The 24,350-nt window shown below is 72.6% G+C and carries 21 protein-coding genes; 11 read left to right on the top strand and 10 right to left on the bottom strand.

The genetic code is table 11. The features are described 5' to 3' along the window. Positions 1-78 precede the first annotated feature (78 nt). From ACWCXH_RS22345 to ACWCXH_RS22325, 5 genes are all read right to left on the bottom strand, one after another. The gene (locus ACWCXH_RS22345) at positions 79-2,262 is read right to left on the bottom strand and encodes a SpoIIE family protein phosphatase (RefSeq protein ID WP_449803194.1); all 2,184 of its coding nucleotides are present in this window, start codon (positions 2,260-2,262) and stop codon (positions 79-81) included. A gap of 294 nt (positions 2,263-2,556) precedes the next feature. Next, positions 2,557-2,979: a DUF3052 domain-containing protein gene (locus ACWCXH_RS22340; protein WP_449803193.1), complete on the bottom strand. Its 423-nt coding sequence runs from the start codon at positions 2,977-2,979 to the stop codon at positions 2,557-2,559. Positions 2,980-3,160: 181 nt separating this feature from the next. Beyond that, positions 3,161-4,537 (bottom strand): FAD-binding oxidoreductase, encoded by a 1,377-nt coding sequence (locus ACWCXH_RS22335; protein WP_449803192.1) that lies wholly within the window; start codon positions 4,535-4,537, stop codon positions 3,161-3,163. A 26-nt stretch (positions 4,538-4,563) separates the two neighbouring features. Then, entirely contained in the window at positions 4,564-5,133 is a 570-nt protein-coding gene (locus ACWCXH_RS22330) for a nucleoside deaminase (RefSeq protein WP_449803191.1), read from the bottom strand. A 288-nt stretch (positions 5,134-5,421) separates the two neighbouring features. Beyond that, positions 5,422-6,339, bottom strand: coding sequence for an NAD-dependent epimerase/dehydratase family protein (locus tag ACWCXH_RS22325; RefSeq protein WP_449803190.1), 918 nt, complete (start codon positions 6,337-6,339; stop codon positions 5,422-5,424). A gap of 213 nt (positions 6,340-6,552) precedes the next feature. On the opposite strand from ACWCXH_RS22325, the gene ACWCXH_RS22320 reads away from it, so the two are divergent. Next, positions 6,553-7,521, top strand: coding sequence for a cytochrome c oxidase assembly protein (locus tag ACWCXH_RS22320; protein WP_449803189.1), 969 nt, complete (start codon positions 6,553-6,555; stop codon positions 7,519-7,521). Between the two features lie 239 nt (positions 7,522-7,760). Here the strand turns inward: ACWCXH_RS22320 and ACWCXH_RS22315 are convergent, their stop codons facing one another. From ACWCXH_RS22315 to ACWCXH_RS22305, 3 genes are all read right to left on the bottom strand, one after another. Continuing rightward, the gene (locus ACWCXH_RS22315; protein WP_449803188.1) at positions 7,761-9,980 is read right to left on the bottom strand and encodes an NADP-dependent isocitrate dehydrogenase; all 2,220 of its coding nucleotides are present in this window, start codon (positions 9,978-9,980) and stop codon (positions 7,761-7,763) included. A gap of 175 nt (positions 9,981-10,155) precedes the next feature. Then, on the bottom strand, positions 10,156-10,503 hold the full coding sequence (locus tag ACWCXH_RS22310; RefSeq protein ID WP_449803187.1) for a DUF4180 domain-containing protein: 348 nt from the start codon (positions 10,501-10,503) through the stop codon (positions 10,156-10,158). Between the two features lies 1 nt (position 10,504). Further along, complete coding sequence (locus ACWCXH_RS22305) at positions 10,505-10,924, bottom strand: helix-turn-helix domain-containing protein (RefSeq protein ID WP_449803186.1); 420 nt, start codon at positions 10,922-10,924, stop codon at positions 10,505-10,507. Between the two features lie 235 nt (positions 10,925-11,159). On the opposite strand from ACWCXH_RS22305, the gene ACWCXH_RS22300 reads away from it, so the two are divergent. The 4 genes from ACWCXH_RS22300 to ACWCXH_RS22285 all read left to right on the top strand — a co-directional run bounded on the left by ACWCXH_RS22300 (position 11,160) and on the right by ACWCXH_RS22285 (position 13,269). Next, positions 11,160-11,477: an SAV_915 family protein gene (locus ACWCXH_RS22300; protein WP_449803185.1), complete on the top strand. Its 318-nt coding sequence runs from the start codon at positions 11,160-11,162 to the stop codon at positions 11,475-11,477. Next, complete coding sequence (locus ACWCXH_RS22295) at positions 11,474-11,800, top strand: hypothetical protein (protein ID WP_449803184.1); 327 nt, start codon at positions 11,474-11,476, stop codon at positions 11,798-11,800. Before ACWCXH_RS22300 ends, ACWCXH_RS22295 begins: the two co-directional genes overlap by 4 nt. A 186-nt stretch (positions 11,801-11,986) precedes the next feature. Then, the gene (locus ACWCXH_RS22290; protein WP_449803183.1) at positions 11,987-12,688 is read left to right on the top strand and encodes a hypothetical protein; all 702 of its coding nucleotides are present in this window, start codon (positions 11,987-11,989) and stop codon (positions 12,686-12,688) included. A gap of 11 nt (positions 12,689-12,699) precedes the next feature. Further along, the gene (locus ACWCXH_RS22285; RefSeq protein WP_449803182.1) at positions 12,700-13,269 is read left to right on the top strand and encodes a hypothetical protein; all 570 of its coding nucleotides are present in this window, start codon (positions 12,700-12,702) and stop codon (positions 13,267-13,269) included. A 17-nt stretch (positions 13,270-13,286) separates the two neighbouring features. On the opposite strand, the gene ACWCXH_RS22280 is transcribed toward ACWCXH_RS22285, so the two are convergent. Further along, a complete protein-coding gene (locus tag ACWCXH_RS22280) occupies positions 13,287-15,032 on the bottom strand; it encodes an MFS transporter (RefSeq protein ID WP_449803181.1) in 1,746 nt (581 codons plus the stop codon). A 102-nt stretch (positions 15,033-15,134) separates the two neighbouring features. Between ACWCXH_RS22280 and ACWCXH_RS22275 the strand changes: the two genes are divergently transcribed. Both ACWCXH_RS22275 and ACWCXH_RS22270 read left to right on the top strand, forming a co-directional pair. Beyond that, positions 15,135-15,974, top strand: a complete 840-nt coding sequence (locus tag ACWCXH_RS22275) for a helix-turn-helix transcriptional regulator (protein ID WP_449803180.1) — start codon at positions 15,135-15,137, stop codon at positions 15,972-15,974. A gap of 648 nt (positions 15,975-16,622) precedes the next feature. Further along, positions 16,623-18,182, top strand: a complete 1,560-nt coding sequence (locus ACWCXH_RS22270) for an APC family permease (RefSeq protein ID WP_449803179.1) — start codon at positions 16,623-16,625, stop codon at positions 18,180-18,182. Positions 18,183-18,266: 84 nt separating this feature from the next. On the opposite strand, the gene ACWCXH_RS22265 is transcribed toward ACWCXH_RS22270, so the two are convergent. Further along, complete coding sequence (locus ACWCXH_RS22265) at positions 18,267-19,892, bottom strand: FAD-dependent oxidoreductase (protein WP_449803178.1); 1,626 nt, start codon at positions 19,890-19,892, stop codon at positions 18,267-18,269. A gap of 308 nt (positions 19,893-20,200) precedes the next feature. On the opposite strand from ACWCXH_RS22265, the gene ACWCXH_RS22260 reads away from it, so the two are divergent. Genes ACWCXH_RS22260 through ACWCXH_RS22245 form a run of 4 tightly spaced genes read left to right on the top strand, consistent with a single transcriptional unit; the run spans position 20,201 to position 24,324 of the window. Next, a complete protein-coding gene (locus ACWCXH_RS22260) occupies positions 20,201-21,367 on the top strand; it encodes a SchA/CurD-like domain-containing protein (RefSeq protein WP_449803177.1) in 1,167 nt (388 codons plus the stop codon). A 31-nt stretch (positions 21,368-21,398) separates the two neighbouring features. Further along, complete coding sequence (locus ACWCXH_RS22255) at positions 21,399-21,824, top strand: cupin domain-containing protein (RefSeq protein ID WP_449803176.1); 426 nt, start codon at positions 21,399-21,401, stop codon at positions 21,822-21,824. Then, positions 21,821-23,077 carry a beta-ketoacyl-[acyl-carrier-protein] synthase family protein gene (locus tag ACWCXH_RS22250; protein ID WP_449803175.1) on the top strand — a complete coding sequence of 419 codons (1,257 nt, stop codon included), beginning with the start codon at positions 21,821-21,823 and terminating at the stop codon, positions 23,075-23,077. Before ACWCXH_RS22255 ends, ACWCXH_RS22250 begins: the two co-directional genes overlap by 4 nt. A gap of 5 nt (positions 23,078-23,082) precedes the next feature. Then, positions 23,083-24,324 (top strand): ketosynthase chain-length factor, encoded by a 1,242-nt coding sequence (locus ACWCXH_RS22245; RefSeq protein ID WP_449803174.1) that lies wholly within the window; start codon positions 23,083-23,085, stop codon positions 24,322-24,324. Positions 24,325-24,350: the final 26 nt, after the last annotated feature.

The following is a 24,350-nucleotide window of genomic DNA, read 5'->3' as shown; positions in this document are numbered from 1 at the left end:
GGCACCCAGGCGTCCTGGCTTGCGCGGTCCCACCTGCGGTCGGCGTCGTCCCTGTCGCTGGAGTCCACAGAGGCGACCTCAGGTGGCCGTGAGGGCCAGCATGGCCTGGTCGTCGTGCGTGGCGTCGGCTGCGAAGGCGGCGACCGCGGCGGAGACCGATTCGAGGAGCGCCCCGGCGGTCGGGGGCGAGGTCCGGAACGCGCCGAAGGCCTCGGCCAAGCGCTCCTCCCCGAAGAGCTCGCCGCTCGCGGAGCGGGCCTCGGTGATGCCGTCGGTGACCAGAAGCAGGCTGTCGCCCGGGTGCAGGTCGATGCTGCAGGGAGACGGGGCGGGGTCGGGCCCGATGCCCAGCAGCAGGCCCGGGTGGGCGAGTTCCTCGATCGTGCCGTCGGCTCGTCGTACGAGTGGGGGCACGTGGCCTGCGCGAATCAGGTTGAGCGCCAAGTGGCTTGCGGTGTGCCTCAGTTCGCCGTAGACGAGTGAGACGAACGAGTCCTCGCCGACCGTGCCCTCCACCAGGGCGTCGTTGATGGCGGCGACCACCGCCGCCGGGTCGTGCACGAGACGGGCGGCGGCGCGCGCGCTGTGGCGGACCATGCCGGTCGTGGTGGCGGCCCGGGCTCCGCGCCCGCACACGTCTCCGATCATGAGTGCCCAGCGGTCGCCGGGAAGCGGGAAGACGTCGAAGAAGTCGCCCCCGACATCGAGCCCTTCGCCGGCGGGGCGGTAGGAGGCCGCCAGATCCGCGCCTGGGATCTCGGGCAACTCGGGAGGCAGCAGGCCGGCCTGCAGGTCGTGGGCGAGTCTGACCCGGTCGCTGAACTGGCGGGCGTTGTCCGCAGTGGAGGCGGCCCGGCGGGCGAGCTCCTCGGCCAGCGCGACGGCGTGGCCGTCCAGCGATCGGCCGGTGGCCAGGAGGGTCAGCACACCGAAGGTGCGGCCGCGGGTGGCCAGCGGCACGCACACGTAGCCGGTGATGCCCAGCCGCGCGGACGAGCCACCCGGGCGGGAGCCGACCCGGCCGATCCCGGTAGTCCCGGAGGCCAGCACGCGAGCAACCGCGTTGTCGACCTCGCCGCGCAGTTCGGGGGAGGCGAGCAGGTCCTCGTCGGCTCGGGTGGCGGCCGCGACGGCGATCCGCTGGACCTGGCCGTTCTCGAGCACGTGAACGGCGCACAGCGGCGCCAGGGCGGGCACGGACAGCCGGGCCATGCGCTCAAGGCAGTCGACGTAGTGCGGCTCGTGCGCGATGGCGGTACTGGCGTCCAGGACGAAGGCCAGGTCCTCACGGGCAGCCCTCTCCCGCTCCTGGGCGGAGCAGCGCGCCTCCACCGCGTGGTGGCGCTCGATCGCCAGGGCGGCGATGCGCGCGAAGGCCGCGCTGAGCGCCACGTCCTTGTCCTCGGGCACCTTGGGGGTGCGGTGGTAGATCGCGAAGGTGCCCAATAGGCGGCCGTCCAGGCCATGGATCGGTGTCGACCAGCACGCCGCGACATCCGCCCGCTTCGCGAGCTCCCGGTAGCCCTCCCACAGGGGATCCGTGGCGATGTCGCTGACGATCACCTGTGCCTGCCGGTAGGCGGCGGTGCCGCACGAGCCGACGCCGTCGCCGATGGCGATCCCGTCGATCGCGTCGTTGTAGAAGTCGGGCAGGCGCGGGGCAGCACCGTTGCGCAGGTGACGGCCGTCCGGATCGAGGAGCAGCACCGAGACGATCATGTCCGGGGACAACTCCTCGATCGCCTTCGCCATGCCGTCGAGGATCTCGTTCAGCGGGGCGTCGCGGGCGATCTGTTCCAGCAGGGCGCGCTGCTCGGCCGCCAGCAGCTGCGCATGGTGGTACGCGGTGGTCTCCACCGCGATCACCGCCACGCCGTCGACCCGGCCGACCGCGTCTCGGCGGGGCTCGTAGGCGACGTCGAAGAACGCCTCCCGCTGCGCCGCCGGGCCGCCGAGGACGAGCCGGCCACGTCGGTTCCGGTACGCGGCCCCGGTGCGGTACACCTCATCGAGCCGATCGAGGACGCCCTGCCGGGCCAGTTCCGGAAACAGCTCCACGACGGGCACACCGGTGGTCGCCCGGCCACCCGTGAGAGCGTCGAAGAAAGCCGGATTCGCCGTCTCCAGCACGTGTCTCGGACCGCTCAGCGCAGCGAAGAGCACCGGAGCCTGCCCGAACAGGTCCGCGTACTCCTCGCTCCGCGGCCGGACGATCACGGCTTGTGCCGTGGTCGGCCCGGGGCGATCGGGCTGTACCGGCATGACAGGAAACCTTCTCCCGCTCCCACCTGCGCCGTCGCACCTTACCCCCACTTTGACACGGAACGGTGCAGTCCGGACCGCGGCACCGCACGCCGATGGACAGGAGGCGCCGCGCCGCAGCCTCCCGTTCTTGTGTCGACGTCGTCCAACTCGGCTGCACGGTCGCGCGATCGCCTCGCGCACCGGTTCGGGCACGCGGTACGCGGGCTTGTGTGTCAGTCCGCACGCCGGGGCATCGTGCCCGCCGCCGCGCGTGGGGTGGCGCGGGGGCGGGCTGGGCCGCGGCCTGGGCGGTTACCGCTTGCCGCTCTTGAGGCGGGTACCGGACCAGTCCTTGCCGACGCTGACGGCCTTGGCCGGGGAGAGTCCCGCGGTCTGTGCGGCGTCGTCGATGTCGCCGGGTTTGACGTATCCGTCCCGGCCGTCCTTCGGGGTGAGGAGCCAGATCGTGCCGCCGTCTTCGAGCAGCCCGATGGCGTCGACCAGGGCGTCGGTGAGGTCGCCGTCCTCGTCACGGAACCACACGAGCACGACGTCGGCGACGTCGTCATAGTCCTCGTCGACCAGGTCCTGGCCGATCAGCGACTCGATGCCCTCGCGCAGGTCCTGGTCGACGTCGTCGTCGTAGCCGATCTCCTGGACGACCTGGCCGGGCTCGAAGCCCAGCCTCCCCGCGGGGTTGGTCCGCTCTTCCGCGTGGTCCGACGTAGCGCTCATCACTGCCTCCTGCGTCACGGGACGCGCCTGTCGCGCCCCTCTGTAGCCAACCAGATGCGCAGGGTGAAACGTGAGTGATCCACGCGGGTTGGGGCCACCGAGCCGAAACGGCATGCCCGCGAGCGAGGCCAGGATTCGGCGAGATCGGTCAACCGCGGCGGGCCGTCCGGCACATGGGATGCTACGGCCGGTGCTCTTCGGGTGACAGGTAGGAGAAGAAGACGCGGTCGGGGTCGTACCGGGCCCTGAGGTGTTGCAGGCGCTGCCAGTCATCGGGGGCAAAGGACCGACGGGCGCGGGATGACCCGGCGGTGAGGTCGGCCTCGGCGATGTAGTGCCCCGTGCCCAGGGGCTCGACCGTGTGCATGGCTTGACGCAGCCAGTCGGTGTTGGCGGCGTCCTGGCGAGGGTCGTCCCAGACGGCGTAGGGGACGGCGTAGCTTCTCCCGAGCACCGAGAAGGCCATGTCCTGTTGTGGCCGGGCTGCCGGCAGGAGCGGCGCGAGGACCAGTGACCTGCCTGACGGGGCGGTGTCGACGGCGCCGGCGAGGTGGTCGAGCAGGGTGGGGAAGTCGGCGTTGGACCACAGTGTGTCCGCCGCGTAGCGGTACCCCTCGGGCCACAGGGCGGCGGAGGCGTCGTACAGGGTGCTGAACGTCATCGGCTCGTTCAGCCGGCGGGAGAGGGAGCGCGCCGCAAGGGGGCAGGTTCGGAGGGGGCCGAGGAACTCGTCGGCTTCCTGTCGCGACGAGGCGAAGGCGGTCGCGCAGACCGTCACCACGCTGGTGCCCGGCGTCGTGTCGGGGTCGGCCGCTTTGAGGCAGCAGCTCAGCTCGACGTTCGGCGAGAGCTCCGGGGCCACCTCTGCGGCCCAGTGCGTCACCTCGGCGACGTCTGCCAGGGGGAAGGTCCACGTTGCGCTCGTGATCGCGCCGGGGCGGGGATACAGCCTGAGGCGGAAGGCGGTGACCACGGCGAAGAAGCCGGGACCCGCTCCCCGTGCGGCCCAGAACAGGTCGGGGTGCTCGCGCTCGCTGCAGGTGACCGGCTCACCGTCCGCGGTGACGGCCTGGATCGCGTCGACGTCGGCACATGCCGGCCCCCGGACGGCGGAGTTCCAGCCCAGTCCTCCGCTGAGGAGGTACCCGCCGACGGCGACCGTCCCGCAGTGGCCCGCGGGAAAGGCGAGCCGGTGGCGGCCGAGCTCCGAGGCGAGCTCCCGGCCCGTGATGCCGGGCTGGACCGTCGCCGTCGCGCGGGCGGGGTCGACGGTGCACGTGCGCAGTGCGGACAGGTCGATGAGCATGCCGCCGTCACGCAGCGGTGACCCGCACCAGCTGTGCCCTCCCGACCGGATGGCGATCCGGAGGTCCTGGGAGCGGGCCAGGCGGACCGCCTGCGCGGTGTCGTCGGCCGAGGTCGGACGAACGATGACGTCCGGGAACCGCGCCGGTGTGATCCTGTTCCACACCGCGGTCCGGCGCAGGTCTTCGTAGTCGGCGTCCTCGAGCCCTGCCGCAGCCCCCCTGAAACCGGGGATCCGCACGTGCCGGCTCATCGTCCGCACCGGTTTCCCGGCCTCCGTCAGTACGGATGGCGGTCGGGCTTGTCCATCCACGCCTGGTAGGCGGGTTCGCCGATTTCGGGGTGGATCTGCTCGATGTGGATCCGCCGCTGGTCGTACGGCCGCTGGAAGTCCTCGTACTGGTAGACGTCGTCGAAGCCGATCTTCCGGGTGTCCTCCAGGTCGCGGCAGAAGTAGACGTTGTCGATCCGCGCCCAGTAGATGGCACTCATGCACATGGGGCACGGTGCGCCGCTGATGTAGATGGAGCATCCCTTGAGCATCCGGGCGCGCTCGGGCGCCGGGTCCGTGGATCCTTCGGGTCGCGGGATGTACGCGAGGGTCGACTCGTTCTGGTGGTCTTCGGGGATGGAGGGTGACTCCGGGTTGAGGATCTGGCTCGCCTTGCGGATGCTCTCCACTTCGGCGTGCGCGGTGGGATCCCCGGTGAGCAGGACCCGGTTCTGGCCGCGGGCGACGATCTCGCCGTTCCGGGTGATGACGGCGCCGAAGGGACCGCCCCAGCCGTTCTCGACGGAGTCGATGGCCAGCCGTACGGCTTCGGTCAGGAAAGCCTCGTGGTTGTCCATGGCATGACCTCCGAGCCGCTCAACTTGTGGTTGAATGCGGCGTTTTGCCCACTTTGCCCACTATGGCCAGCGTAGTCCGGGTGAATGTCGCTGCAAGCCGTGCCGAAGCCGGCGCCACCGTGATCCTCCCCCAGGAGGAGCGCTGCAGGCCGCCAAAGCTCCCGGCTGCCTGGCGCTGTTCCCTGCGCTCTTCGGATCGACGGTCGGTTGACCATCCGGGCGTTCGTCTTCGAACGTGTCGGCCAGGTCGGTGTCACGGACGAACCGGTTCCCGAACCCCGCCCGAGCTCAGCCCGCCAGCGCCGCGCGGTACCAGTCGGCGGCGGCGGGCAGCCGGGCGAGCGGCCCCGGGCCGGGCCGGCAGGCCGCCAGGGACCAGATGTCGTCGCTGCGGTACCAGTGGTCGAGGGCGATCATCGCGAACTGCCGCTCCGAGACCCGGCCCGGCGCGGCGGCCAGCAGCCGACGGCACTCGTCCCACGGCACGGCCGGGCCGGTCGGCGCGGTGACCAGCCCGAGGGCGTCCAGCACGTCGAGGAGGTCCCCGGCGCGGACGGGCTCCGGGTGGCTCGCGTGGTGGACGCCGGACGGCACGGCGGGCCCTGCGGTCGCGACGGCGACGACCAGGCGGGCCAGGTCGGCGCGGTCGACGAGCGAGAGCCGGGCCTCGCCGCCCTCCCAGCGCACCGGCACCCGGCGCACCAGCTCGGCCACGGCGGGCACCACCCAGCGGTCCCCCGGGCCGGTCACCACGGCGGGCCGCAGCACCACGGCCCCGGCGTCCAGCGCGACCCGCTCGCCGAGCAACCGGGTGCGGCTGGCCTCCGACACGGGCACGGCGGGCACCTCGTCCACCCCGATGCCCGCATGCGGGCCCTGCCCGTAGACGGCCGCGGTGGACAGGTGGACGATCCGGCCGACCCCGGCCCGGCGGGCGGCGGCCAGCACGGCCTCGGTGCCGCGGACGTTCACGGCCTCGCACTCCTCGGCGGTGCCGGTGATCCGGGACGCGAGGTGGAGCAGCACGTCGGCGCCGTCGCACAGCTCGGCGAGGGCCTTCTCGTCGGCGAGGTCGCCCCGCACCCAGGACGGGCCGCTCACCGAAGGGACCCGGCGGGCCAGGGCGCGGACCTCGATGCCGTGCAGTGCGTGCAGGACAGCCGAGCCGATGAAGCCCGTCGCCCCCGTCATCGCGATCCGGGTCATCGCCCACCCCTCTCCGTCCGGCCGCTCAGTGTAACGAGCCGCCCGCAGGGAGCGCCCGCAGGGAGCCGCGCTCACCCGCACGGAGGGGGCGGGGCACGGCCCGGGGTAAGGCCCACCTAGGCTGTATGCCAAGCAAAACGGGCGAACCGGACCCGCTCCAGGGGCCACGAGGACGGAAAGCAGGACCCGCCGATGGGCGACGGAATGTCAGGAATGCACCACCACGGCGGGATGACCCGACTAGGCCCGTTCACCTTCTCGAACGTGTGGACGTGGTCTCCCGACTGGGTCTTCCTGATCGGCAGCCTGGTCGCCCTCGGCCTGTACGCGGCCGGTGTCGTCCGGCTGTACCGCCGCGGCGACAAGTGGCCGGTCGGCCGCACCATCGGCTGGACGGCCGGCATCGCCTCGGTGATCCTCGTCACCTGCAGCGGACTCAACGACTACGGCATGGCGCTGTTCAGCGCGCACATGATCCAGCACATGGTGCTGTCCATGCTGTCGCCGATCCTTCTGCTCCTCGGCGGCCCGATCACGCTCGCGCTGCGCGCGCTGCGCCCGGCCGGCAAGGGCCGCCCGCGCGGTCCGCGCGAGCTGCTGGTGGCACTGCTGCACAGCCGCTACGTCAAGGTGATCTCGCACCCGGCGTTCACCATCCCGCTGTTCATCGCGAGCCTGTACGGGGTCTACTTCACCCCGCTGTTCGACTTCCTGATGCAGTACCGCGCCGGGCACATCTTCATGATGGTGCACTTCCTGGCCACCGGGCTGGCGTTCTTCTGGCCGATCATGGGCGTGGACCCGGGCCCGAACCGCCCCGGCCACGTGATGCGGATCATCGAGCTGTTCATGGGCATGCCGTTCCACGCCTTCTTCGGCGTCGCGGTGATGATGGCCAACCACCAGCTGGTCACCACCTTCACCACGGCGGGCGCCCCGCCCGGCACCAACCTGCTGGAGGACCAGAAGCTCGCCGGCGGCATCACCTGGGCGTTCGGCGAGATCCCGACCGCGATCGTGCTGATCGCGCTGGTCTACCAGTGGATGGGCTCCGAGCAGCGCAAGGCCCGCCGCGCCGACCGCGCCGAGGAGCGCAGCGGCGACGCCGAGCTGGAGGCGTACAACGCCTACCTGGCCTCGCTCGACCAGCGCGGCCGGCGCCCGGCCGCCGACGCCGGCTGAGGCCGCCCGAACGTCAGGAACACCACGCAACCCCGTCCCGGTGGGCGCCGACCACCTCGTCGTCTTCCGCGCCGGGCTGGACGGCTGCGACGTCCCGCCGCTGCCCGCGGCTCAACGCGGCCGCCGTCGTGCTCCTGGCCGGGGCCGGCGCGGCGTTCGCACCGGCCCTGCAGGGAGCGGGGCGGCCCCCGGGTCCGCGTGGGACCCGGGGGCCGCCCGGTGGTTCAACTCTGCCGTGGTCAGCCGAGGTTGGCCAGCGCGTCGTTGAAGGTCTTCGACGGGCGCATCACGGCCGCGGCCTTGGCCGGGTCCGGCTGGTAGTAGCCGCCGAGGTCGACCGCCGAGCCCTGCACGGCGATGAGCTCCTCGACGATGGTCTGCTCCTGCTCGGTCAGCGCCTTGGCGAGGCCCTCGAACGCCTGGGCCAGCTCGGCGTCGGCGGTCTGCTCGGCCAGCTCCTGGGCCCAGTACATGGCCAGGTAGAAGTGGCTGCCGCGGTTGTCGATGCCACCGAGGCGGCGGCTCGGCGACTTGTCCTCGTTGAGGAAGGTGCCGGTGGCGCGGTCCAGGGTGTCGGCCAGCACCTGGGCGCGGGCGTTGCCGGTGCTGGTGGCCAGGTGCTCGAAGCTCGCGGCCAGCGCGAAGAACTCGCCCAGGCTGTCCCAGCGCAGGTAGTTCTCCTTGACCAGCTGCTGGACGTGCTTCGGGGCGGAGCCGCCGGCGCCGGTCTCGAAGAGGCCGCCGCCCGCCATCAGCGGGACGACCGACAGCATCTTGGCGCTGGTGCCCAGCTCCAGGATCGGGAACAGGTCGGTCAGGTAGTCGCGCAGCACGTTGCCGGTGACCGAGATGGTGTTCTCGCCGCGGCGGATGCGCTCCAGCGAGAACGTGGTGGCCTCGACCGGGGACTTGATCTCGATCTGCAGGCCGGTGGTGTCGTGCTCCGGCAGGTACGTGTTGACCTTCTCGATCAGCACGGCGTCGTGGGCGCGGTTCCGGTCCAGCCAGAACACCGCCGGGTCGCCGGTGGCGCGGGCGCGGGTGACGGCCAGCTTGACCCAGTCCTGGATCGGGGCGTCCTTGGTCTGGCAGGAGCGGAAGATGTCGCCCGGCTGGACGGCCTGCTCCAGCACGACGTTGCCCTCGGTGTCGACCAGGCGGACGGTGCCGGCCGCGGCGATCTCGAAGGTCTTGTCGTGGCTGCCGTACTCCTCGGCGGCCTGGGCCATCAGGCCGACGTTCGGCACCGAGCCCATGGTGGCCGGGTCGAAGGCGCCGTGGGCGCGGCAGTCGTCGATGACGGCCTGGTACACACCGGCGTAGCTGTGGTCCGGCAGCACGGCGAGGGTGTCGGCCTCCTGGCCGTCCGGGCCCCACATGTGGCCGGAGGTGCGGATCATGGCCGGCATCGAGGCGTCGACGATGACGTCGCTCGGGACGTGCAGGTTGGTGATGCCCTTGTCCGAGTCGACCATGGCGAGGGTCGGGCCCTCGGCCAGCTCGGCGTCGAAGGAGGCCTTGATCTCGGCGCCGTTCGGGAGCGCGTCGAGGCCGGCCAGGATGCCGCCGAGGCCGTTGTTCGGGTTCAGGCCGGCGGCGGCCAGCGCCTCGCCGTACTGGGCGAAGGTCTTCGGGAAGAAGGCGCGCACGACGTGGCCGAAGATGATCGGGTCGGAGACCTTCATCATGGTGGCCTTGAGGTGCACCGAGAACAGCACGCCCTCGGCCTTGGCGCGGGCCACCTGGGCGGCCAGGAACTCGTTCAGGGCGGCGGCGCGCATCACCGAGGCGTCGACGACCTCACCCGCCAGCACCGGCACCTTCTCGCGCAGCACGGTGGTGGTGCCGTCCTCGGCGAGCAGCTCGATGCGCAGGGCGCCGTCGGCGGCGATCACGGCGGACTTCTCGGTGCTCGCGAAGTCGTTCTCGCCCATGGTGGCGACGTTGGTCTTGGAGTCGGCCGTCCAGGCGCCCATCCGGTGCGGGTGGGTCTTGGCGTAGTTCTTGACCGACAGCGGGGCGCGGCGGTCCGAGTTGCCCTCGCGCAGGACGGGGTTGACGGCGCTGCCCTTGACCTTGTCGTAGCGGGCGCGGACGTCCTTGTCCTCGTCGGTCTGCGGGTCGTCCGGGTAGTCCGGCAGGGCGTAGCCCTGGGCCTGCAGCTCGGCGATGGCGGCCTTCAGCTGCGGCACGGAGGCCGAGACGTTCGGCAGCTTGATGATGTTGGCGTCCGGGGTCTTGGCCAGCTCGCCCAGCTCGGCGAGGGCGTCACCGATCCGCTGGCCCTCGGCGAGACGCTCCGGGAAGCTCGCGATGATCCGCCCGGCCAGGGAGATGTCACGGGTCTCCACCCGCACACCCGCCGTCGAGGCGTAGGCCTGGACCACCGGCAGGAACGAGTAGGTCGCCAGGGCCGGAGCCTCGTCGGTGTGCGTATAGATGATGGTCGAGTCAGTCATCGGTACTCCGCTTCACGTCTCCAACGTCTTGACGTCAAGATATCTCGTCCCGGCCCCCTCGCTCCACCTCCCCCCGCCCCGGAGCGTGCGCCGGGCGCCCCGGGGGCGCGACGGCGGTCGGTTCCACCGTCGTCCCCGGACGCCCGAGCGGCAACCCGGGGCGGCCGCCGGCCGCCTACCGGGCCGCGAACCGGTCCTCCAGTTCGGCCTCGTCGGCCAGGAACCAGAGCTGGCCGCCGCGGTTGCTCTCCCGGACGAAGTCGCGCAGGGCGTTGCTCGCGGCCACGTGGTGGGCGATGTCACCGAGGACGACGAGGCCCATCCGGTAGTTGACGAACTTCTGGACGATGCCGCCGGCGACGCGGGTGCTCAACGTGAAGAAGTCCGGGTGCAGCCGGGCAGCGGGCACGACCACCCAGGTCGCCTCGTGGCCCCAGGCGTCGGCGATCGCGTCCATCGCGTCCTGCTCGGTGCGGATCGGGGCGCCGTCGGCGCTCAGCCGAAGGAACGTCGGGTCGGACATGTCACAACTCCCTGGTCAGCGTGTGGACGATGGTGAGCAGCGCGGCGGTGTCGGCCGGATCGCCGAGGATGACCAGCCGCAGGGTCTGCGCCTCCTCGTCGAGGACGGCCTCCACGTGCAGCGGCCGGCCGTCCTCGCGCGGACCGGCGATGGCCGCGAGCACGGTGGTGGTCAGCCGGTCCGCCCGCGCGCGGTCGATCTCCTCGATCCGGACGACGGACGACACCTCGGCGCGCCGCCCCCCGGCGGCCGCCTCGGCGACCGGGGCGCCGGTGAGGGCCTCCAGGTCGGCGCGGGCGATCCGGTACTGCTTGCCGATCCTGGTCGCCGCGAGGCGGCCGTCGCGGATGTAGCCGCGGACCGTGCGCACGTGGAGGCCCAGCAGTTCGGCCACCTGTTCCACCGAGTAGTACTGCGCCACCTGCAACCATCCTTCCCGACTTCCCTATCATTACGCAAACTATCATTCTTCGCGGACGTTTAGGGAATGATAGGGAGTTGTGTAGTCCAGTTGGGTGAGTCGGCCGTCAGGAGTGCGTCAACGCACCACCTCATTCGGTCAACGCTGCGTCAGGACCGGCGACGCCCGGCCGATACCGGCCTAGCTTCGAAGGAGCAACTCCGGCAGGCACCACCACCCATTGGGGAGCACCCGCATGGCCCGCGTCCTCTGGCACGTTCCGGTCACCGTCAACCACCTCGGCCACGGCACCGGAAGCACCAACGCCCTCCGCCTCTTCCGCCTGCGCGACGGCCGCCGCTGCGCCGTCGGATTCTCCACCCCCGAGGCGCTCACCGCCCTCCTCGGGCCGGACCAGGCCCACACCGAGCTCGGCGAGACCGCCCTGCGCGAGCTGACCGCCCCGCTCGGCGTCGACGCCCTCGTCCTGGACCCGCGGCTGGTGGCCCCGCCCGTCACCACCCCCACCGCGCAACCCGCCCCGACCCCGACCGCACAGCTCCAGCACCGGTGACCGCCCTCCAACTGGTCCCGGGCGACGAGGAGCCCGCGGCAGGACGGCCCGAACCGGCCCGGGCCCTGCACGCGCTCGCCCGGGTCAGCTTCGGGCCCGTCCCCCTCGACTTCGACCGCCTCGCGGCCGAACACCCGGCCGTCCAGAGCGGCCTCGCCTTAGCCGGCGACGCCGACCTGGAGCTCCGCCTGGCCTGCACCGGACCCGAGGAGCTGCGGGCCGTCGCCGTCGCCCTCCAACGGGCGGGCGCGGCCCGCGTCCGCATCGACCTCGTCCTGCGCGCCCTCACCCCGGGGCCGCCGACCCTGCGGTCGGTGACGTGACGTCATCGGAGGAGCCAATTCCGTTCAGCTGAAGGAGAGTTGGGAGAAAATCCAGTAGCGGTCGGACGCCCGCCACGCGTAGCGTGCGTCCGTCCGCCGGTCTGCCATGGACACCACCGTGGACATCGTGGTGGGCATCGCCGTGGACATTCGCCAAGGACCGTCTCCCAAGGAACAGGTGAGGACTTGTCCCGCTCCGCACTGCGCCCCGCCCTGGGCACTGCTGCCGCCCTGGCCGCCCTGATCCTGGCCGCCCCCTCCGCGCTCGCCGCGCCCACCACGGACCCGGACCGCGGCGACGACGCCGCCGTGTCGGTCGCGGTCTTCGGCGACGACACCCTGGCCGAGGGCCAGGAGCTGACCGTCGACGAGCTGACCCGCGACCACGGCGTCGACGCCGACCTCCTCCAGGCGTACGGACAGGGCGCCACGCCGGCCGACTCCGACGACCCCGGGGAGGGGGACGCCCAGGACTCCCGCGCGGCGTCCGTCCGGCTCGCCGGCGACCCGGCCTACGCCCTGGTGGCCAGCTGGACCTCCAGCGACCACCGCACGGTCAACCTCCGTCAGGGCAACGCCTCCTGGGGCTACACCAAGATCCAGCAGAAGCACAACCTCAACGTCGGCGCCGTCCGCGCCACCACCCGCTACCCCGCGCCGGGCTGGCCCAAGAAGCAGGCCAACCCGGACAGCTGGAACTACGTCACCCGTGTCGACCACGTGCGCTGCTCCGGTTGGCTGTGGTGGCGCAAGTGCACGGTCGTCGACTTCACCAACGTGCAGGTGACGGTGAACTACGGCAACGCCAAGGGCGTCATCACCGCGTACTGCATCGGCTACGCCGACCGTTGCCCGGACTGGGTGAAGAACGCCGCCAACGCCGCCTGACGATCGTTCCCATGGACATGGAGCAACCCCAGCTGGAGCGCGGCGACTTCCTGCGCGAAGCCGCCGCGCTCCAGCGGTCCAACACCGACGGCACCCGCCGCCTGACCCGGATCGCCTTCCCCGTCGGCGCAGACGTCGCGATCACGACGACGGGCCCGGACGCGGCCGTCCGCCTGCCGGTGACCGCCACGCGCGACGACCTGCACGCCGCCCTCGCCCCCGAAGGCGGCTGGGCGCCGCCCGACCCGGAACCGCTCGCCCGCCTCCCGCTCGCCGCCCCGGCCCCGCTCCTCCTCGTCTGGGCCGACCTCCTCGACGACCTCGGCGACCTCCTCTTCACCCTCACCGGCTACCCCCGCGACGTCGGCCGCCCCGACCTCGTGCCCCGCCTGGACGCCGTCACCCTCGCCGACGCCACCACCGCCGTCGTCGAGGTGACCGCCCTCGGCATCCCCCGCCGGGTCCGCATCCCCCTTGACACCGGCACCCCACTGGTGGCCGTACCCCTGGAGATCGCCGAACACCTGCTGACCCTCGGCGACTCCCCCACCACGGACTGGGACTACCCCATCTGCGGCTGACGGGCGCTCCACCGGTGTCAGGACCGCCCTCGGCACTCGGGCCGACCGTGAACCGGGCAGTCGTCCTCCACGGCCGAGTCACCCGCCGACCACCGCGCCGCCCGCAGGCGGACGCGAGCGGCGTCGAGCCGCTCCCCGTAGTCGGGGGCGAAGATCGCCGTGAGCATCTTGTCGAGGGTGCCGGAGATCCGGTGAAACGGCGCCCGGACCGCGGGGTCGTCGACGAGACCCGGCGGCAGCTGTGGGACGACCGCCGGATCGCCGTCGAGTTCGCCGCCTCCACCGCCCTGGCCGCCCTCGCGGCCCGGCCCGAGCGCGAAGTAGGTGAGCACCGCGCCCAGCGCGGACAGGGCGGCGAGCAGCAGTCCGAGCACATGAAGGGCGCCGGTGAACCCCTCGGCCAAGGCGGCACGGTGGGCCGCGTCCACCTGCCCCTGCACGGCCCTGCCCGCGAGGCGCGCCGCCTCGGCCGGCGGGAGGCCGCGCAGGCGGGCGGCGGTCAGGGTGGTGAGGAGCGCCGCCGCCCCGGAGACGGCGACGGACTCGCCGGTGATGCGCATGGTGTTGAAGATGCCGGCGGCAGCCCCCGCGCGCTCGACCGGGACGGTGCCGACGGCCGCGTTGTCCATCACCCCGAACGCCAGCCCGACGCCCGCGCCGAACGGCAGCAGCGGCAGCGTCGGCCACATCCCGTCGACGCGCACGGAGGCGAGCAGCAGCGCACCCGCCGCGATCAGCGCGGAGGCCGTGGTCAGCACGGCGCGGACCGAGGTCGCCGCCGCCAGCCGGCCCGCCACGAGCGGCAGCAGCAGGACGGGTGCCGTCATCGGCAGCAGGAGCAGCCCGCTGGCCAGGACGCCCCGGCCGCCCACGCCCTGGAGGTACGCGGGGAGGTGAACCAGCAGCACGACGAATCCGAGGGTCACGGTGAAGGGCTGGCACACGACGGCGAGGAACTCGGGCCGGCGGAACAGCCGGACGTCGAACATCGCCCGCTCGGCCCGGCGGAACTCCACCGCCCCGAACAGGACCACCAGCAGCGCCGAACAGACGAACAGCGCCACCGTCCCCGGCGCCGTCCAGCCGGCCGCTCCCGCCCGGACGAGCGCGAAGGACAGCGCGGCGAGCCCGGCGGTGAAGCAGAACAGCCCGGCCAGGTCGAAGCGCGGCCGGTCGGGGTTGCGCGACTCCGGCGCCCGGGTCGCGAGCAGCCACGCCGGGACGGACACGGCCGCGACGAGGAGGAAGACCGCCCGCCAGCCCGCCGCCTCCACCAGCGCGCCCGCCGCGAGCGGCCCGATCGCCAGGCCCGTGCCGAAGGACGTGCCCAGGATCCCGAACGCCAGCTGCCGGCGCCGCCCGGTGGTCGAGTGGGCCAGCACCGCCGCGCCCGACGCCAGGACGGCCGCGGCCCCGCACCCCTGGACCGCCCGCGCGGCGTCCACGACCGCCATCGACGGCGCGAGCGCGATCAGCAGCGACAGGGCGCCGACCAGTGCGATGCCGGTGAGCAGCACGCGGCGCCGGCCGAGCCGGTCGGCGAGGCCTCCCGCGGCGAGCGGCAGGGCGGCGAAGGTGATGTTGAAGGCGTTCAGCATCCACTGCGCGGCGCCGACCGACGAGCCCAGGTGCGCGGCCATGGCGGGCAGGGCGACGGCGGCCCCGGTCACCGAGAACGGAAGCGTCGCGCTCGCGCAGCCGACCGCGGCGACGGTCTCCCAGTAGCCGTCCCTGCCCGGGGAGTTGGGGGAGGTAGTGGTCATGCCCCGATCCTTCGCGGGCACCGGCGGCGGATGAAGTGAGCGCCGTTCCCTGGGACTGACAGGTCCAGGCACCCGCGGAGCACCGCGCCCATACTGGAGCGCATGGCCGACTCGACCACGCTCGCCGGCAGCCTCGGCGACTACCTCCGCGCCCGCCGCGCCCTGGTCTCCCCCACCGACGCGGGCCTGCCGCCGACCGGCCGCCGCCGCGTACCGGGCCTGCGCCGCGAGGAGGTCGCCGAACTGGTCGGCCTCAGCACCGACTACTACGTGCGCCTGGAGCAGGGCCGCGCCGACCGTCCCTCCGACGAGGTGCTCGACGCGCTCGGCCGCGCGCTCCGGCTCGGCCCCGCCGAGCGCGCCCACCTGTACGACCTGGCCCGCCCACCCCGCCGGAACACCGGAGCGCCGCGGAACGACGTGCTGCGCCCGGCACTTCGGCGGGTCGTGGAGGCCATGGCGGCCACCCCGGCCGTCATCATGAACGACCGCAGTGACGTCCTGGCCTGGAACCGCCTGGCCGCCGCGCTGATCGCGGACTTCCCCCGACTCCCGCCGCGCGAGCGGAACATGGCCCGCCGGATCTTCCTCGACCCGCGCGCCCGCGAGATCCACCTCGACTGGGAGGAGGCCGCGCGCACCACCGTCGGTATCCTCCGCATGGCCGCCGGGCGGCGTCCGCACGACCCGGGGCTCGTCCGGCTGGTCGGCCAACTCTCCCTGGGCAGCGCCGAGTTCCGTACGCTGTGGGCCGGGCACCACGTGCACGAGAAGAGGCACGGGCCCAAGCGCTTCCGGCACCCCCTGGTCGGCGACGTGACGCTCGACTACGAGACCTTCCAGGCCCCGGGCACCGCGCACCACGTGCTCGTCGTCTACACCGCCCCGCCGGGCAGCCCCGCGGAGGAAGCTCTGCGCTTCCTCGGCAGCTTCACGGCCTGACCGCGACACCTTCCGCCGCACCTTCGGCCACACCCCGGACACCCGCCGGCCGGGTTGGTCCGGCGCCCCGGGCTGTCTGGCGATCTTCCCGGACGGCAGCAGGCTCTTCGCCATGAGCAACGGAACGAGCGGCAAGCCGGCGCTCAACGACCGGCGGCGCCCTCCAGGACCGCCGCGGGGGTGGTGTCGAGAGCCGGAATGAGCCCACCGCGACGGCCTACGGGCGGGCGGCGCGGCACACGCGGACCGGCCATCACCCGGGCCTTCTGCATCACTATGCAGAGGTCGCCATGTCTATAAAACGACGTGCCCACCATAGTGCACGACCGACCACCCGAAGCTCAATTCCGGCTCAGATGCTGAACCTACTCGCCGGTCACGTAATGCGCTCGAAACGGCAACACCCCCTACCAGCGAGAATGTCCGGAAAAGTAGGTAAACATTCAGTAATGAAATCTGTGCATAGGCCTATGAATAGCCCTACTGTGTGGCAACTCTCCAGAGCAGCTCCGCCTGCCGGGGCCCCCACACACAGAGAGAATTTCCATGGTCTCCACCAACCAGGTCTCGCCGCCGGGACAGAGCACCGGCTCCGAATCCGGAACGGCCCACCGGTCGCTCCGCCGTAACGTCGGTCTCATCGGGCTCATGTGGGCCTCGGTCGGCTCGATCATCGGCTCCGGCTGGCTGTTCGGCGCCAAGAACGCCGTCACCGCCGCCGGCCCGGCCGCGATCATCTCCTGGGGCATCGGCGCCGTCGCTATCGTGCTCCTCGCGCTCGTCCACGCCGAACTCGGCGGGCTGTTCCCGGTCTCGGGCGGCACGGCGCGCTACCCGCACTACGCCTTCGGCGGCCTCGCGGGCATGTCCTTCGGCTGGTTCTCCTGGCTCCAGGCCGCCACCGTCGCCCCGATCGAGGTCGAGGCGATGATCGGCTACGCCAAGCACTGGTCCTTCGCCGACGGGCTCCTCAACAGCAACAACACCCTCACCACCAGCGGGTTCATCGTCGCCACCGTGCTGATGGCGGTGTTCGTCGCGGTCAACTTCCTCGGCGTGAAGGTCCTTGCGCGCACGAACAGCGTCGCGACCTGGATGAAGATCTTCGTCCCGCTCTTCACGATCTTCGTCCTCGCGATCACCAGCTTCCACGGCTCCAACTTCACCTCGCACGGTTTCGCGCCCTTCGGCGCCAAGGGCGTGCTCGCCGCGATCAGCACCAGCGGCATCATCTTCGCGCTGCTCGGCTTCGAGCAGGCCATCCAGATCGCCGGTGAGAGCCGCAACCCCAAGAAGGACATCCCCCGCGCCGTCCTCGGCTCGGTCGCCATCGGCACCCTGATCTACACCCTGCTCCAGGTCGTCTTCATCGGTGCCCTGCCGGTCAGCAGCTTCGCCCAGGGCTGGGACAAGCTCGACTTCCCCGGCATCGACGGCCCCTTCGCGGGCCTGGCCACCCTGGTCGGCCTCGGCTGGCTGTCCTGGGTGCTGTACACCGACGCCATCATCTCCCCCGGCGGCACCGGCCTGATCTACACCACCGCCACCTCGCGCATCTCCTACGGCCTGAGCCGCAACGGCTACGCGCCGCAGAAGTTCGAGCGCCTGGACAAGAACGGCGTGCCGTGGTTCGGCCTGATCATCTCCTTCATCACCGGCGTCATCTGCTTCCTCCCCTTCCCGAGCTGGCAGGAGCTGGTCGGCTTCATCACCTCCGCCAGCGTCCTGATGTACGCCGGCGCCCCGCTGGCCTTCGGCGCCCTGCGCCGCCGCCTGCCGAACCGTGAGCGCTCCTACCGCCTCCCGGCGGGCGGGGTCATCTCGCCGCTCGCCTTCGTGGTCGCCAGCCTCATCATCTACTGGTCCGGCTGGCAGACCCTGTCCCGCCTGGGCATCGCGATCGTGCTCGGCTACGCCCTGCTCGGCAGCTACGCGGCCTACGCGATCAAGAAGGGCCTGCCGAACGCGCCGCGCCTGAACTGGAAGGCCGCCCAGTGGCTGCCGGTCTACCTGATCGGCCTCGGCCTGGTCTCCTGGCAGGGCGGCTTCGGCGACGGCACCGGCACGATCCCGATGTGGTACGACATGGGCATCGTCACGGTCTTCTCGCTCGCCATCTACTACTGGGCGATCCGGGTCGCCCTGCCCGCCGAGGAGATCGAGCGTGAGGTCGCGGACGTGGAGGTGGTCGACGCCGGCGGTCACTGACCCCGGGTCCTGACGAACGATCCTGACGCACCCCAACGGCGGGCCCGCCGGTCGAGCAGCGACCGGCGGGCCCGTCCGCATGTCTCAGAGGCTGAGCACCGCTCGCAGCGCCGCCGCCACCGCCGCCTCCGGGTCCTCGACCGCGCCCGGCGAGCGCCACGCGACGAAGCCGTCCGGGCGCACCAGCACCGCGCCGTCCGGGCCGATGCCGTGCAGCTCGGCGAAGTCCGTACCCGGCTCCGGTGCCAGGTCGTCCTCCGGGTCGTCGCCGATCCGGTACGCGTCCATCGGGACGGCCAGCCGGTCGGCCGCCCGCTTGGCGCCCGCGCGCCAGGCGCCGCCGTCCGGGCCGGTGAGCAGCACCATCGCCTGCTCGTAGAGGTCCAGCGTGGACAGCCGCACGCCCGCGCACACCAGCCACTGGTGCGGCGCGCGGGTGCCCGGCTCGCCGGCCGACTCGAACTGCTCCGGGACGACCTCGCCCGACGGGTCCGCCCCGACCACCGCGCCCCGCGGGTAGCGGTAGCCGAGCGCCACCGCCAGCACCCCGGCCTGCCGCCCGACGCCCGGCAGGGCCGCGTACCCGGGGTGGCTGTGCTCGGCCGAGCGGGCCGAGGCGCGCTCGCTGGTCACCCGCGCCACCGGACGGCGCTCCTGCCCGTACGTCTCCAGCAGGCCGGGCCCGGCCCAGCCGCACAGCACGGCGGCCAGCTTCCAGGCCAGGTTGTGCGCGTCCTGGATGCCGGTGTTGGAGCCGAACGCGCCGGTCGGCGACATCTCGTGGGCCGAGTCCCCGGCGAGGAAGACCCGCCCGGTGCCGTACCGCTCGGCGACCCGCTCGGCCGCGTGCCACGGCGCCCTGCCGGTCACCTCGACGTCCAGCTCCGGCATGCCGACCGCGGTGCGGATGTGCCGCTCGCACCGCTCGTCGGTGAACGCCTCCAGCGGCTCGCCGCGCTCGGGGTGCCACGGCGCGTGGAAGACCCACTCCTCCCGGTTGTCCACCGGCAGCAGCGCGCCGTCCGCCTCCGGGTTGGTGAGGTAGCAGGCGATGAAGTGCCGGTCGCCGACGGCCTCGGCCAGCCGTTTGGCCCGGAAGGTGATGCTGACGTTGTGGAACAGCTCACCCTTGCCGGTCCGCCCGATGCCGAGGCGCTCGCGCACCGGGCTGCGCGGGCCGTCCGCCGCCACCAGGTACTGCGAGCGCACCAGCCGCTCCTCACCGGTCTCCCGGCTGCGCAGCACCGAGGTGACGCCCTCGGCGTCCTGCTCGAAGGAGACCAGCTCGGTGCCGAAGCGGATGTCGCCGTCGAGGTCGCGGGCGGCGCGCAGCAGCACCGGCTCCAGGTCGTTCTGGCTGCACAGGCACCATGAGCTGGGGCTGAACCTGGCCAGGCGCCCGCCCGGGTCGATCTCCCGGAACAGCCACTCCTGCTCGGCCCCGGTCAGCGACGGCGCCTGGAGGATGCCGTGGTTCGGGGCGAGCACCGAGGCCGCCTCGCGGATCGCCGGCTCGATCCCGGCCACCCGGTACAGCTCCATCGTGCGGACGTTGTTGCCTCGGCCACGCGGGTGATGCGACGTGTCGACGTGCTTCTCGACCACCATGTGCCTGACACCCAGTCGGCCGAGGAAGAGCGAGGCCGACAGCCCGACCAGTGAGCCGCCCACGATCAGAACCGGCACCCGGTCGTCAACCTTCGAATTCATCAATTGCTCCACCCTGTACGGGGATTGCGCGGCCCGGCACGTGGACCCGGCGCCGCCCTCGACGGGGCCCGCAGCGGCGGCTGCCCCGGTGTTCCATCCCCCGCCCGGGGCCCCTTGTGCCGCCCCTTCGCCCGGATGGCCCGCAAATCTCGCGCGCCCCCGGACCGGCCGAGCACGATCGACCTCAGGCCTGGCGCCGACTGCCCGGGCCGACCGCCATCGCGCCGTCCTCCCCCAGGCCGGGAGTCCCCCGCCGGACGCGGCCGGACAACGGCCCGCAGCGTGCGGCCCAGAGCAGAAAGTGGATCATGACAACTCTGTCCGAACCGCAGGCGCCACAGCACGCCGAGTCCGACACCCGGCTGCGGGTGGTCCTGATGCTGGAGATCATGGAAGGCGCGCAGCAGCGCTTCCTGGATGTCTACGAGCAGCTGCGCCACCAGGTGGCCGCGGTCCCCGGCCACGTCAGCGACCAGCTCTGCCAGTCGATCAACGACCCCCGGCAGTGGCTGATCACCAGCGAGTGGGCGGACCAGGAGGCCTTCCTGGAGTGGGTGGACAGCGAGGCCCACCGGGAGATGGTCAAACCCATGCACGGCTGCGTGAGCGACAGCTTCCGCTCGATGCGCTACGCCGTCCTGCGCGAGACCTCCGCCCACGGCGCCAGCGGCGCGCGGGCCCCGATGGCGGTGCCGCCCGGCCTGCCGCACACCGCGCCCGCCGGGCACGTCGGCCCGCCGAAGGCCGAGCCCGGCCCCGACGGGGTGGTCCGGCACGCCCTCACCTTCACGGTCAAGCCCGGCAGCGAGCCCGAGGTGGCCCGGATCCTGGCCGGCTACACCTCCCCCAGGGCGGAGGTGGACGAGCACACCCGGCTGCGCCGCACCTCCCTGTTCATGTACGGCAACCGGGTGGTCCGGGCCGTCGAGGTGACCGGCAGCCTCGGCGACGCGCTGCGCCACGTCGCGATGCAGCCCGAGGTGCGGGCCGTCGAGGAGGCCATCAACCCGTACCTGGAGGAGGCCCGGCAGCTCGGCGACCCGCAGTCCGCGCGCGCCTTCTTCGCCCGCGCGGCACTGCCCGCCAAGGAGCAGGCGGTCGCCACCGTGCCCGCGTCCGGCCGGCTGCACCGGCACGCCGTGCTCTACCCGGTCCGCCCGGGCTGCGGCGCGGCCGTCACCGAACTGCTGGCCGACCACGACGACCTCGCCACCGCCGACCCGACCGGCCCGGTCGCGGCCGGCACCGTCTTCCAGCGCGACGACATCGTCGTGCGCCTGGTGGACCTGCGGGTGCCCGCCGAGGCCGACCCGGCCGCCGCGCTCGGCGTGGCCGGCGACGCGGAGGCCGCAGCGCTCGCCCGGCTCCTCGACCTCGGCGCGGAGGGAACCTTGCGCACCGTCGCCGGCCTGCGCTCGTTCCTCGCCGCCCGCGCCATGACCCCGATCACCGACCGCAGCTCGCAGGACAACTGACGTTCCGCCATTCATCCCGAAGGAAACCACCATGTCCACGCAGTACCCACGGATCGTCCACGTCGACGAGGCTCCGGAGAACCGCCGCCACGGCGCCGAGCTGCGCACCATGCTCACCCCGACCAGCTGCGGGGCGACCAGCGGCTTCATGGGCCTGGCCATCGTCCGGCCCGGCGAGCGGATCGGCGAGCACTACCACCCGTACTCCGAGGAGTTCGTGTTCGTCGTCTGCGGCGACCTGGAGGTGGACCTGGACGGCGAGACCCGGCCCCTCAAACCCGACCAGGGCCTGATGATCCCGATCAACATGCGCCACCGCTTCCGCAACGTCGGCGACACCGAGGCCCGGATGGTCTTCCACCTCGGCCCGCTCGCCCCACGCCCCGACCTCGGCCACGTGAGCACCGAGGAGGGCGTCGCCGCCGGCCCGCCGGAACACGCCAAGGTGGTCTCGTGACCCGGCGCGTCGCCGTCACCGGGATCGGCGTCGTCGCGCCCGGCGGAGTGGGGGTCCCGGCCTTCTGGGACCTCCTCACCTCCGGCCGCACCGCCACCCGGGGCATCACGCTCTTCGACCCCACCGGGTTCCGCTCCCGGATCGCCGCCGAGTGCGACTTCGACCCGGCGGCACACGGGCTGAGCCCCGAGGACGTCCAACGGGCCGACCGTTACGTGCAGTTCGCGATGGTCTCGGCCGACGAGGCGATCGCCGACGCGGGCCTGGACCTGGCCGCCGAGGACCGGTGGCGGATAGCCGTCTCACTCGGCACGGCCGTCGGCGGCACCACCCGGCTGGAGCACGACTACGCCCTGGTCAGCTCCGCCGGCGCCCGCTGGGACGTCGACCACCTGCGCGCCGAGCCACAGCTGCACCGGGCGTTCGCACCCAGCACGCTGGCGTCCTCGGTCGCCGAACGGATCGGTGCGCACGGTTCGGTGCAGACCGTCTCCACCGGCTGCACCTCCGGCCTCGACGCGATCGGCTACGGCTTCCGGGCCGTCGAGGAGGGGCGCGCCGACATCTGCATCGCGGGCGCCTCCGACTCCCCGATCTCGCCGATCACCGTCGCCTGCTTCGACGCCATCAAGGCCACCAGCGAGCGCAACGACGACCCGGCGCACGCCTCCCGCCCCTTCGACGCCCACCGGGACGGCTTCGTCCTCGGCGAGGGCGGCGCCGTCCTGGTGCTGGAGGAACTGGAGCACGCCCGCCGCCGCGGCGCCCGGATCTACGGCGAGGTCGGCGGCTTCGCCACCTACGGCAACGCCTACCACATGACCGGCCTCACCCAGGAGGGGCTGGAAATGTCCCGGGCGATCGACGACGCGCTCGCCCACGCCCGGGTGAACACCACCGACGTCGACTACGTCAACGCGCACGGCTCGGGCACCAAGCAGAACGACCGGCACGAGACCGCCGCCGTCAAACGCTCGCTCGGCCGGCACGCCTACCGGACGCCGATGAGCTCGATCAAGTCGATGGTCGGGCACTCGCTCGGCGCGATCGGCGCCATCGAGGTCGTCGCCTGCACCCTGGCGCTCGCCCACGGCATCGTGCCGCCGACCGCCAACTACGAGACTCCCGACCCGGAGTGCGACCTCGATTACGTGCCGCGCACCGCGCGTGAGCTGCCGCTGAGCCACATCCTCTCGGTCGGCAGCGGATTCGGCGGCTTCCAGTCCGCCGTCGTGCTCAACAGAACGGGGTGAGATCCATGACGTCACGTCAGCAGGGCCGCCAGGCCGTGGTCACCGGCATCGGCGTGGTAGCGCCGAGCGGTGTCGGGGCCGATGCCTTCTGGAAGGCCACCAGGCAGGGCGTGAGCGTCCTCGACCGGATATCCCGCGAGGGCTGCACCGAGCTGCCGCTCAAAGTCGCGGGCGAGGTCCGCGACTTCGATCCGCGGACCGTGATCGACAGCCGCTACCTCGTACAGACCGACCGCTTCACGCACTACGCGATGGCCGCCGCCGACCTCGCCGTGGCCGACGCCGGATTCACGCGGGACCCGGAACGGCCCTACGCCGTCGGCGTGGTGACCGCGGCCGGCTCCGGCGGCGGCGAGTTCGGCCAGCGCGAACTCCAGCAACTCTGGGGAAAGGGACCGAAGTTCGTCGGGCCCTACCAGTCCATCGCGTGGTTCTACGCGGCCAGCACCGGCCAGATCTCGATCCGCGGCGGCTACAAGGGCCCGTGCGGCGTCGTCGCGAGCGACGAGGCCGGCGGCCTGGACGCGATCGCCCACGCCGCCCGCACGATCGAGCACGGCACCGACGCGGTGGTGGTCGGAGCAGCCGAGGCCCCGCTCGCGCCGTACTCGATGGTCTGCCAGCTCGGCTACCCCGAGCTCAGCCTCGCCGAGCGGCCCGACCGGGCCTACCTGCCGTTCACCGCGCAGGCCTGCGGTTTCTCCCCCGCCGAGGGCGGCGCCATGCTCCTGCTGGAGGACGAGCGCGCCGCGCTGCGGCGCGGCGCCACCGTCCGCGCCCACCTGGCCGGGCACGGCGCCACCTTCACCGGCGCCTCCCGGTGGGAGGAGTCCCGCGAGGGCCTGGCCGCCGCGATCCGGATAGCGCTGGACGAGGCCCGGATGGCACCCGAGGAGGTCGACGTCGTCTTCGCGGACGCGCTCGGCGTCCCGGCCGCCGACCGGGCCGAGGCGCTCGCCATCGCCGACGCGCTGGGACCGATCGCCGAACAGGTCCCGGTCACCGCGCCCAAGGCCGGCACCGGCCGCGCCTACTGCGGCGCCCCGCTGCTGGACGTCGCCGCCGCCGTCCTCGCCATGGAGGACGGCGTGCTCCCACCCACCCCCAACGTCACCGAGGTCTGCCACGACGTCGCCCTGGTGACCGGCCGCGCCCGACCCGCCGAGCTGCGCACCGCGCTGGTGCTCAGCCGCGGGCTGATGGGTTCCAACTCCGCGCTGGTGCTCCGGCGCGGGAAGCAGTCCTGACCCACCCCCTGCTTTTGAGAAGGGAC

Source organism: Kitasatospora sp. NPDC001660 (assembly GCF_053596725.1).
The sequence above is the reverse complement of the archived record's forward strand: the minus strand, read 5'-3'. Positions and strand labels throughout refer to the sequence as shown.